The 11,729-nt window shown below is 46.0% G+C and carries 8 protein-coding genes, 1 pseudogene and 1 other annotated feature; of the genes and pseudogenes, 5 read left to right on the top strand and 4 right to left on the bottom strand.

Annotated elements, in window-relative coordinates:
* Positions 1-186: 186 nt before the first annotated feature.
* Positions 187-1,779: a GA module-containing protein gene (locus FC43_RS09045; RefSeq protein WP_056955430.1), complete on the top strand. Its 1,593-nt coding sequence runs from the start codon at positions 187-189 to the stop codon at positions 1,777-1,779.
* Positions 1,780-1,901: 122 nt separating this feature from the next.
* Here FC43_RS09045 and FC43_RS11510 read toward each other — a convergent pair whose 3' ends face one another.
* The gene (locus FC43_RS11510) at positions 1,902-2,327 is read right to left on the bottom strand and encodes a DDE-type integrase/transposase/recombinase (protein ID WP_338086425.1); all 426 of its coding nucleotides are present in this window, start codon (positions 2,325-2,327) and stop codon (positions 1,902-1,904) included.
* 76 nt (positions 2,328-2,403) lie between these two features.
* Between FC43_RS11510 and FC43_RS09035 the strand changes: the two genes are divergently transcribed.
* Positions 2,404-3,282, top strand: coding sequence for an IS982 family transposase (locus FC43_RS09035; RefSeq protein WP_056955429.1), 879 nt, complete (start codon positions 2,404-2,406; stop codon positions 3,280-3,282).
* Here the strand turns inward: FC43_RS09035 and FC43_RS09030 are convergent.
* Together FC43_RS09030 and FC43_RS09025 are read right to left on the bottom strand one after the other, a co-directional pair.
* A complete protein-coding gene (locus FC43_RS09030; protein ID WP_268872359.1) occupies positions 3,265-3,606 on the bottom strand; it encodes an IS3 family transposase in 342 nt (113 codons plus the stop codon). The genes FC43_RS09035 and FC43_RS09030 overlap by 18 nt on opposite strands.
* A gap of 116 nt (positions 3,607-3,722) precedes the next feature.
* Positions 3,723-4,302 (bottom strand): annotated as a pseudogene (locus FC43_RS09025) (helix-turn-helix domain-containing protein); the annotation flags it as partial.
* Positions 4,303-4,428: 126 nt separating this feature from the next.
* Between FC43_RS09025 and FC43_RS10915 the strand changes: the two are divergent.
* Positions 4,429-9,033: a MiiA motif-containing surface protein gene (locus FC43_RS10915; RefSeq protein ID WP_162259000.1), complete on the top strand. Its 4,605-nt coding sequence runs from the start codon at positions 4,429-4,431 to the stop codon at positions 9,031-9,033.
* A gap of 336 nt (positions 9,034-9,369) precedes the next feature.
* On the opposite strand, the gene FC43_RS09015 is transcribed toward FC43_RS10915, so the two are convergent.
* Complete coding sequence (locus FC43_RS09015) at positions 9,370-10,230, bottom strand: Rpn family recombination-promoting nuclease/putative transposase (RefSeq protein ID WP_056955426.1); 861 nt, start codon at positions 10,228-10,230, stop codon at positions 9,370-9,372.
* Between the two features lie 158 nt (positions 10,231-10,388).
* Positions 10,389-10,504 (top strand) — a sequence feature (ribosomal protein L10 leader region).
* Between the two features lie 30 nt (positions 10,505-10,534).
* Between FC43_RS09015 and rplJ the strand changes: the two genes are divergently transcribed.
* Positions 10,535-11,035: a 50S ribosomal protein L10 gene (gene rplJ / locus FC43_RS09010; RefSeq protein ID WP_056955425.1), complete on the top strand. Its 501-nt coding sequence runs from the start codon at positions 10,535-10,537 to the stop codon at positions 11,033-11,035.
* Between the two features lie 78 nt (positions 11,036-11,113).
* Positions 11,114-11,479: a 50S ribosomal protein L7/L12 gene (gene rplL, locus FC43_RS09005; protein WP_019206938.1), complete on the top strand. Its 366-nt coding sequence runs from the start codon at positions 11,114-11,116 to the stop codon at positions 11,477-11,479.
* Positions 11,480-11,729 lie beyond the last annotated feature (250 nt).

The following is an 11,729-nucleotide window of genomic DNA, read 5'->3' as shown; positions in this document are numbered from 1 at the left end:
ATCAATTGGTATCTGAATTCACGGCCACTTAAATGTCTTAATTGGCATACACCAATCGAGGTCTTCTTGCTTAACCTACGTCACTAAATTCGTTCAACTTAAATTTTACAATCTGCCGTTAATTATTACGAACTAGCAATTCGCGTAGTCGATTATAAAAATAATCTTGCGAGTGTTACTGCGATTTTGGATTTAAAACAAACTGATTATGGAAGTGGTTGGGTTGATCAGGCCCTAGAAAAACAAGTTGCGACCCCCGAAACCTTTACTGACGCTTATGTTGATAAAATCGTCAGCACCATTAGCCAAAAACTAATTGAGGCCACAAATCAGAAGATTGACGCTCAGCTTGTTAATTTGGCTGACTTACAAAAGCAGTATCCGAATAATCCCGATGTGAAAAAGGCCATTGATGAGTTAACTACTGCGAAGGACATGGTAACGCCGGAGACTATTTTTGATGCCAACAAGATGGAATCGGTTATCGAAACGCTGAATAAATATGGCTCAAAAGATGCCTACGATAAGTTGAAGGATAAGTTGAAGCAAGGGGCCCAACAAAACCCAAATGGTAATAATCAAGCGTTGGATGAAGCCAAGAAAAATGCTAAAGCAGCGATCGAAAACTTAAATAACCTGACGGTGGATCAAAAGCAAGCGGCGCAGAAAGCAATCGAAGCCGCTACTGATCCAACTGCCGTTAGTGCAGTGCAAGACACCGCAACGACGCTGGACAACAAGATGGGCGCGCTGAAGCAAGCAGTTGACCAGGCCAAGCAGGCCCAGGGTACGGGGAACTACACGAACGCCGATCCGTCAGCCCAACAAGCCCTTGATGATGCCTTGACGAGTGGTGAAGGGATTACGGCAAATGGCAATACCCCAGTCGACACCGTTAATGCGGCGATTAAGACTTTAACGGAAGCCATGAATAAGCTCAATGGTGACACGAAGTTAGCAGCTACTAAGACGGCGGCTAAGGAAGTCATCAACGGTTTAACGAACCTGAACCAAGCGCAAAAAGAAGCAGCACTGGCACAAGTCGAAGCCGCAACGACAGTTGATGAAGCGAAGAACTACGCCACTACGGCTATCACGTTGGATGACACGATGGGGGCCTTACAAAAGGCTGTCACCGATGGCAACAACGGCAAGGTTGTCGATCCGAAGTACTACAATGCGGACGCAACAACTAGGGCAGCCTATGATAAAGCCTTGAGTAACGCCCAAGCGGTACTAGATGACGCTAATGCCACCCAAGCACAAATCGATCAAGCTAAGGCCGACTTAGCCCAGGCGGCAGAAGCTCTGACGGGGAAGGCAACGGATAAGAGTGCCTTACAAGCCACTTACAATCAAGCCAACGTGGCCGCGAAGACGACGGCCTACACCAACGCCAACGATACGATCAAGCGTGCTTACGAGAAGGCATTAAGTGAGGCCCAAGCCGTGTTGGCAGATGCTAACGCGACACAAGCGCAAGTCGATCTGGCCAAAGCCGCTTTAGATGAGATCATGGCTCTACTGAAGGGGGCATCGGGGGACGCAACGGTAGCTAAGAACAGTTCAGGTCAAAGTGACCAAAATAGTCTTAGCAAGGCGGCAACTGCAATTGACGGCAAGAATACAACACCAACCACCAGCAGTGCGTCCAAGCAAAATCAGTTGCCACAAACCGGGGCAGCTGATGATGCCAGCTTGGTGGCCGCTGACTTAGGCTTAACACTTGCCTCCATGCTGCTGGGGTTAGGAGCAAAGCTCAAACGGCGGCAAAACTAAGCTATCAGCTGGCTGAATTGACCTTGAACTTCAAACGGTCAATAGGTTATCAATAAAACAAAAGAGCTCAGTACGAGGCACTATGTCCCGTCAAGTATACAGATCAAATAGATAAATTTAGTTTAGGCGGTTTGACTGCGGAATTGTTCTGCGGTCAAACCGTTTCTGCTTGTATAAGCACGTTTAGTGTTAAAGTAGTCCACAGCTTCTTTTACGAGTTGGTCTAGCTCTGTCAAATTTTTAGGGCGATCATGATTTTGGAGCCAGATCAATTTGAAATCATTCCACCATCGTTCCATCGGTGAATTCTCCCAAGGATGGCCTGGATGCGACATACTATGCCTACAATTTTTGCCAGTCAAGTAATCGTTAAACATACCCGAACAGTAGGCTGAACCACGATCGGTATGAACCATAGGGTGGGCATCGGGTTCGACCTTAAAAGCACGATTAAAGGTCTCGACTACTGCTTCCGATGTTTCCGTATTTGAAATGTTGTAGCTCAACGCATAACGACCATATAGGTCTAAAATTACGTGTAACGCGATTTGCTAGTTCGTAACATTTAACAAAAAAAGCCTAACAAGGTTAGACTCAAAGTAGACTAAAAAAGGAGTCTTTGCCTTGTTAAGCTACTTTAAGTCTAGTTATGATCGCCATGATTTTCAAGCGGTTTTTGCCTACACTTGTTCTGAATTACAACAGTTGATGCAAGATTTTGTCCCACGAAAATTTATGGAACGGCGCAATATTGAACACGTCAAACTATCTGACGCTGAGATAATGGCCCTAATGCTCCTCAAAACGCAATATCATATTTCAACTTGGACTGCCTTTTACGATTTAGTGCAAGCTACGATCCCTTCGTTACCCTTGTTGGAGTATTCCCGCCTAATCCGTCGGATTAACCAGGTCACACCAGTTTTTCAAGCAATTCGCCGAGGATTGCTAACGTGGACTACGCCTTCCCAAACAGCCATTATCGATAGTTATCCGCTCCCGCTTTGTCAAGGGGTTCGTAATGCTCGAGCTCGCTTGTTTGCTGGGATTGCTAACATTGGCTATAACGCTGCGAAACAGCTGTACTTCTATGGTTTCAAAGTTCACATGATCGTAGAACCTAGCGGCCTGATTCTCGATTATGAAGTGACACCAGCGTCAATCCATGACGTTAAGGCTGCTCCAGAATTGATTCAAAACTGCCCTTGTCCACAAATTCTAGCTGACGTCGGCTACGTCGGTAAAGACTTACGAAGTAAGGTTAAGCAACAAGGTCACAACATCTGGACGCCGTATCGTTCAAATATGAAAGGTGTAAAACAGCATAATAGGTCAGCCCGTAAGCGGACGCGTCGCCTTATTGAGACTGCATTTGCTAAATTGAAACTCTTGGGAAGCGAACAGACTTATGCTCGTAGTTTGGTGGGATTGCAAGCACAGATCGAGGCACTTGTCATGACGAATAATCTAGTAAAATTTGGAATGTTACAAACTAGCAATTGACGTTACGTGTACTCGTGCTTTATGAAGTGTATGCTCACCGTAGACGACCTCTGTTGTATCGGTGACCCACACTTCATTTTTACTTTCACGATTAAATTGTTCGTGAAGTAAATTACCGTTAACGTATTCTTCTTGGCGTTGGATACGGTTGTGTTGCTTTCTCCTAATATTAGCTTTAAGACCATGCTTACGCATGCAATTAATTACCCGCTTAAGACCTGCCGAAAAGCTCAGGCGGCCTTCAAATTTGAGCTGGGTTGTCATCGCTGAATATCCAAGCGTCCAATGATGTTTCCGCGCTAACTCTAAGATCACTTTATACAGCTCGTCCTGCTCTTTTTGGCGTTGGCTTGGTTTACGACTGATCCACTTATAGTAACCATCGCGTGAGACCTCAGCGATGCGGCATAACTGGCTAATTGATTAGCCATGTGTTTCGTTCAATTCTTTGATTGCTTGGAACTGTGTCCCTCGTTTACCTCCCGATTGCGTATTTCTACTAATTTTTTTGCGAAGGCAATCTCTATTTCACGATTTTTAAGTTGAGCTTTTAGAAGACGATTTTCCGCCTTGAGACGATCAACTTCTGTCCAATCTTTGTCAGGTTTTGCTTTACCCTGGTGATCACGAAGTGATTCGGGGGCATTACCGCTTTTACGATACTTCTGATACCAACCATAAACTTGTTGGTAGCTAACTTGGTATTCTTCAGCCGCCCAGTTGTAATTAACATCATGCTTAATCAGTTCTTCAATAATCTTCAGTCGTTCTTCTAAAGTTGTCTTACGTCCAGTCATTTTGGAATCTCGCTTCCTTGGCTTATAAGCCTTTAAGTTTGATTCATTATATACTGATAATCCACTGTTTTAGCTGAGACGATGATCGTAATCCATGTTTTATTGCAAATAAGTCCAACGACTCGTTGGAATCAACATACTTTGCCACCAACGATTGCTTAAATTTTTTTGAGTAACTTTGGTTACAATGAGAGGGATTTAGCCCTGCCAAGCCTTGATATTTATTTCAGCTTAGTGGCTAACTTATTCTTGAAATTTAGAAAATCTTTTTTTATAGACTTATAAGAAGTATATGATACACTAAGAGTGTGATAAGTGTATATGTTTTATGAGCTTAGGAGGAACGGATATGGTTTCGAAAAACAATCATCAATTCTACCAACAAAAGCATGCCGAAAGGAAGCAACGTTGGGGAGTACGGAAGTTATCTGTAGGAGTAGCATCAGTATTGTTGGGGACAACTTTTATGCTATATGGCAACCATGCGGTATTAGCAGATACTGTTACTAGTCCTAGTGATGATGTAACACGAAGTACCACGATTCAAGGGGGCAATAAGGACAAGGTTACTGAAGGTACAACATCTACGCCGCAGACTAGTGGAGATAGTACCGATAAAGGTCAGGGTAAGACATTAACGGAAACGCCTACCGGTACAGATAAACAAGCAAATGGCCAAAAGGTAAATCAGCAAGTACCTACAACCGATACTGAAGAGGCAACAAATCACCAAGATACTCCGCAAGGTCAAAATCCTACGCAAAATACTACCAATGTCGACAAAAAAGATACTGAAGTAACGCCGACTAACGACGCAACAACACCAACTACACAAAAGACAACCGCCAAGTTTACAGCCGCCAAGTTTACAGCCGCCAAGTTTACAGCCGCCAAGTTTAAAGTACTGGCTGCACGACCAGTAATGAAGGTGGCAGGTACTGCTAGCTTACCGATTTCAAACCAAGACATTAAGCTGGATTCCCAGCCCATGTTAACGGAGATAATTAATAAGCCCACGGAAAACTGGGTATACAAGAACCTGAAGTGGTATAAGGACTCTTCAACAGCAAAAGTAAAGGAAATCTTGCAAAACCACACTACCAACGATGAGAGCGGGAGATACTACTTTGCCGGTGCTGCTAACTATAATGAATCTTACCATGTTATCTATTTGTTGGCCCGCTCAAATAATTTGAATGATAATAATTTATATGTAACAATTTTGCATACTGGACGGTATAAAACTATACAAGAAGAAGTGGTAGTACCTGGTGAATCAAAGAAGGTTGAGTATAGTAACGGGACAGGTGGAACTACTCATGCTCCAATTTTTACTAATTATGATGGGACTAGTGTTTCAATTGGTCTTGATGGGATCGAAAAAGGCGATAATATATATGGCATGGTGGTTGGTTTTGCATATGGTCAAGATACCGGAATTTCTGGAGACACAGCTTCAACGGGAAATGGCTTTATGACGACTCCAATGCCAACGAAAATGACAACTACGATTCATTATATTGATCAAGCAACGGGAGACGAACTTGCAGCGCCAAAATCTTTTGAAGGTGTTGCTTATCAGAAATATACAATTACCGGAGAGGCACCAACTATTGATGGATATACATTGAAACAATCGCCAAAGACCACAGGATATATCTCCCCATATAAAGTGGGTGGATCGTATGATTTTAGACTTGATAAACATGTAGTTATAAAGCAAACAGTAATTAACTCTCAAGGGTTTATTCGAGTTACTGCGTATTATGATGGTGAAGCGATTAATAGTACGACACGTTACTTGGGGAACGAGTCAAATGTTAACGATCGCATGTCGTTTATTTCGCATGGAAACTGGTACACATATATAAATCAAATTACATCAACTAATGATGGTATTGTTTACTATTATGCAAAGGATAGTAGTGAAGATAAGTCTGAAGTTAGAGTTCATTATATCGATGTAACTGGGAATAAAAGTTCTATTTTTGTGCCGGGAGATGGGGAAGAAGTAGCAACAGATACGATTAGTGGTAAATTGGGAGAAAATTATAATTATAATGTCAAATTACCAACGGACTATAATTTGGCGACCAATCAAGCAAATACTGTAAATGGAACATATACTATTGATCATCACGATGAATATGTGTATGTAGTCAAAAAGACTTCAGCAGAGAAGACCACACCAAAAGTTCCAGAAACCAAGGAACCAGTAGTAAATACCAGCAGCTTAACTGAAACTGAAAAAGCTAAAGTTCAGAAGAATGTGGAAGACGCTAATAAGGGTAACTTCCCAGATGGCACTACAGTTACAGTAGGTGATGATGGTACAGCAACGATTAACTACCCAGATAAGTCAAGTGAAACAATCCCAGGTAGCGAATTGGTACGTCCAGCAACCGACGCTGAGAAGACCACACCAAAAGTTCCAGAAACCAAGGAACCAGTAGTAAATACCAGCAGCTTAACTGAAACTGAAAAAGCTAAAGTTCAGAAGAATGTGGAAGACGCTAATAAGGGTAACTTCCCAGATGGCACTACAGTTACAGTAGGTGATGATGGTACAGCAACGATTAACTACCCAGACAAGTCAGTCGACACTATCCCAGGTAATAAGCTGGTTGAAGAAAAGACTGACACGCCAACGCCAACCGAAAAAACAGTTAACGTTGTCTTCAAGGGTGTTGACAAGAAGTACGACGGTAAACCAGCGGAAGTAACGGTAACGATTACGGACCAAGACGGCAAGGACGTTGATGTCACGTTGGAAGCCGGGAAGGACTACACGATCACCAAGCAATCAGCGGCGAAGGCACGGATGCTATTAGCTACGGCTAAGCCATTAACTGATGCGCCAACGGAAGTCGGAACCTACCACGTTGCTTTGACGGAAACTGGGAAGCAGAAGCTGAAGGACGCTGGTTACACAACGGTTAATGAAACGCCAGCCGACTTCACCATCAGCCCAGCTGACACGCCAACACCGACGCCGGATACCAAGACCGATGATGAAAAGTACGATCCAATCATTCCGGGCGACAAGGTGAAGGTCGATGATCCAACCAAGTTGACCAACGAGGAAAAGGACGAAGTTGTCAAGGCGGTCGAAGATGCCAATAAGGACGACAACGGCGACTCCACATTGCCAGACGGGACTAAGATCACGGTAGACAATGATGGGACGACGACCGTAACCTACCCAGACGGGACAAAAGACACGATCGACGGTGACAAGCTGGTCGAACCAGCAAACCCAAGTGACACCAAGACGGGCGACCAAACGAATGATCCGAAGGTGCCAGGTGACAAGGTGAAGGTTGACGATCCAACTAAGTTGACGGACGATGAAAAGGGCGAAGTTGCTAAGGCGGTCGAAGATGCCAACAAGGACGACAACGGCGACTCCACATTGCCAGACGGGACTAAGATCACGGTAGACAATGATGGGACGACGACCGTAACCTACCCAGACGGGACGAAGGACACGATTGACGGTGACCAGTTGGTTGAAAAGAAGAACGATGCCGACAAGAACGAACCAAACGTACCAGGCGACAAGGTGAAGGTCGATGACCCAACTAAGTTGACGGACGATGAAAAGGGCGAAGTTGTCAAGGCAGTCGAAGATGCCAACAAGGACGACAACGGAAACTCCACGTTGCCAGATGGGACGAAGATCACGGTTGACGACAATGGTGATGTAACGGTAACCTACCCAGACGGGTCAGAAGACACGATTCCGGGAGACAAGGTCGTAGAAGGCAAGACCGACGCCGACAAGAACGAACCAAACGTGCCAAGTGAAGACGACAAGGTGAAGGTCGACGACCCAACCAAGTTGACGGATGGTGAAAAGGAAGACGTTGTCAAGACGGTCGAGGATGCCAACAAGGACGATAACGGAAACTCCACGTTGCCAGACGGGACGAAGATCACGGTTGGCGACAACGGTGATGTAACGGTAACCTACCCAGACGGGTCAGAAGATACGATTCCGGGTGATAAGGTCGTAGAAGGTAAGACCGACGCTGACAAGAATGAACCAAACGTGCCAAGTGAAGATGACAAGGTGAAGGTCGATGACCCAACCAAGTTGACGGATGGTGAAAAGGAAGACGTTGTGAAGGCAGTTGAAGATGCCAACAAGGACAAGGATGGAAACTCCACGTTGCCAGATGGGACGAAGATCACGGTTGGCGACAACGGTGATGTAACGGTAACCTACCCAGATGGCTCCAAGGACACGATTCCGGGAGACAAGGTCGTAGAAGGTAAGACCGATGCTGACAAGACTGACGTCACCGTGCCAGGTACGAAGGTCGAAGTTGGCGATCCAACCAAGCTGACGGACGGCGAAAAGGGTCAGGTTGAAGAAGCCATTAAGGATGCCAACCCGAACCTGCCGAACGGGACGAAGATTACGGTCGCTGACGACGGGACGGCAACGATCCTGTATCCAGACGGCTCCTACAAGGTCATTGATGGCCAAGACCTGGTAACGAAGCCAGGGCAAACGACGGCCGACCAAGTCACGCCAGTGGTTCCAGGTGACAAGGTCACGGTGGTTGATCCAAACCACTTGACGGACGCCGAAAAGGATCAAGTTAAGACCAACGTTGAAAAGGCCAACCAAAACAACTTCCCAGCCGGGACAGTTGTAATGGTGGCCGACGATGGGACGGCAACGATCACTTACCCAGACGGCTCGGTTGACCAAATCAGCGCGGCGGACTTGATCACGAAGCCAACGGCTGCAGGTCAAGCCGGCAAGGGCACTGGCACGACCACGACGAACGGTCAAGGTGCGCCAGCGGGCCAAGGCAAGGCGGATCAAGCCAAGACGCTGCCACAAACCGGGAATGAACAAGGTTCCCTGTTAGCCGCTAGTGGCTTGGGCATGCTGCTGCTCGGCATGCTTGGGCTTGGTGGCAAGCGTAAGAAGGAAGACTAATTCTAGACAAGTGAATAGTTAACCGCACTAAAGGCGGGTTCCTCAGGAATGGGGGACCCGCTTTTTAGGGTGGTGAGTAAACGTAAGCACAGCATAATGAACCGTCTTTAACAGAATAGCGCTCAGAAGTATCCTTGAAGGAAGGATAACTTCTGAGCGCTATTTGTAACGGATCATGTTAATTGAGTGGGATGCGCTTAATAAATGTGTCCCAAGCTACGACCGAAAGTAGATGGCTTGGGGTACTTGACTTAACTGACAATAACTAGCTGGTCATATGTTTATCGGCGTGGATTAGATAAACGGCAACTCCCTTAATGGGAGAGCAGCTGGCATTTATTGTTCAGTAACTAGTAACTGTTCATAGTACTTTTGCGCTTCTTCTACAGAAAGAGATTCTGCGATAGCAATCGTCTTGACCACTTGCGCTTTTGGCATTCCTTGGCTTTCTAAGGACTTAATCATGTTTAAAACGGTTTTATCGCGTCCTGCTTCTTCACTTTTACGCAACTGACGGCGCAATTCAATTTGTTCCTTCATAAACCTCGCCTCCCGTTGTTTATCAGCGCGGATCGCTTGCACCTCCGCGTCCACTGCAGCAACGAATTTATCTTTAGTATCGACGGTTCCGCGAATCATGTCAAAAAAAGGGCGGATTTCAGCAGCGTGTTGGTAGTCCTTCGCTTTGGTGTTAAAAACGACCAGTGTCCGCAAGTCACCCGCGGCGATCTCCGGGTGCCACTTTTCCCGGAATTCAAACTGATAGCGGGCCAAACCACGGTGGTAGTAGTCAAAGTTGCAGAAAAAGATCACGTAAGTCGGATAGTTGGCCAACTTGTCGTAATCATCGCCGCTGTTCAAGATTTCCTGATCCATCAACTTTTGATATTCCCGCATCCGAAACGGCAGGTTATGCTCGTTGACCATCTGCATTTCCACCGTATACGTCCGTTCTTGATCATCCCGGGCATAAACGTCGATCCGGATTCCCTTGGCCGTCGGGGTAGCTTGAATGGTGTGCTGGGGGTCGGCGTCCTTGACCAACCAGATCGTTAATTCCGGCAGCGCCCGTCGCAATAATTCGGCACACAACTCAGGATTCGTCATTACCGTCCCAAAGATCGGGTCGTCCTTGATCGTCTTTTGCTGCCATTCGGCATGTAGGGCCGCGCGTTCGCTCACTAAAGTTTCTGGCATTATTTTCGCCTCTTTCAAAATTTGGGGACTAAATTTTGCCCCTACTTCTTATATACGTCGTGAAAGCGAAAATGCACTTTTTCATTGCAGGAAATAATTCAAAAAATTAGCGGATTTTCCTTTACAGGGGCCGCAAAATTGAGTATACTGTCAGAGTTGATTTAAATATGACTCTGCCTAAGACTCAGGTGGCGCGATCGCCTTAATACCCTGCCGAGGAAGAAATGAAATTCCTTCTCTATGTCTGCGGTCATAGGGATTTTTTATAAATCCGATCACAAATTCAAAGCGGGAGGTGAAACTAATGAGTGAAGCAAGTATCGCAAAGAAAGCGGAAGCCGTAAAGAAAGTTAACGCTATGTTGACGGAAGCCCAAACCGCCATCGTTGTTGACTACCGTGGTTTAACGGTTGCTGAAGTTACTGACTTACGTAAGCAACTTCGTGACGCTGACGTTAAGATGATGGTTATCAAGAACAAGATCTTGCAACGGGCCGTTGAAGGTACGGACTACGAAGCATTGAACGATGTTTTCGTTGGGCCTACTGCCATCGTCTTCTCTAACGAAGACCCAATCGCCCCAGCTAAGATCATCAAGAAGTTCGCTGACGACCACGAAGCCCTGGAAGTTAAGGGTGGGTTCATCGAACAAAGCGTCAAGACGCTGGACGAAATCAACGAATACGCAACGATGCCAGGGCGCGAAGAACTGCTTTCCATGCTGGCATCTGCCCTGCAAGACCCAATGCGCAAGATCGCACGGGCCGTCAAGGCAATCGCCGACAAGGAAGACGAAGCTGCATAGGCCTCGCCGCGTAGTCGCTAAATTTTACCTACGCCAAAGTGCGTAACACAAAACCATAATATATTGGAGGATTTAATCATGGCTTTTGATAAGGATGCTATCATTGCTTCTCTGAAGGAAGCATCAATCTCTGACCTTAACGACCTTGTTAAGGCAATCGAAGAAGAATTCGACGTTTCTGCTGCTGCTCCAGTTGCTGTTGCCGGTGCTGCCGGTGCCGACGCTGCTGCTAAGGACAGCTTCACTGTTGAACTGACTTCTGCCGGTTCTGCAAAGGTTAAGGTTATCAAGGTAGTTAAGGACATCACTGGTCTGGGTCTGAAGGACGCTAAGGACCTGGTTGACGGTGCTCCTTCTGCTATCAAGGAAGACGTTAAGGAAGACGAAGCTAACGACATCAAGGAAAAGCTTGAAGCCGCTGGTGCTACTGTTACCCTTAAGTAGTCTTAGCCCAACCCGAAAAAAGGCGACCACGCTTGCGTGGCCGTCTTTTTTTGCCTTTGATGAATTTACCCGCTACAATCTAGCTGGGGATGAAAAGGGGCGTGGGCCAAATGATCCCAAAAAAAGATTTAATGATGTTTGGCCGGAAATCCCGTGACTTTAGTCATGGAATGGATAGGCCCCTTTAGCGCCCGTTAGGGCGTTTTTTAGTTTCGTTGTATTTTTGATTGTTGATGTATTGCTCGACAAC

Origin of the sequence: Limosilactobacillus ingluviei DSM 15946 (assembly GCF_001435775.1) — a bacterium.
Lineage (GTDB): Bacteria > Bacillota > Bacilli > Lactobacillales > Lactobacillaceae > Limosilactobacillus > Limosilactobacillus ingluviei.
This window is presented reverse-complemented; position numbering and strand designations above follow the sequence as displayed.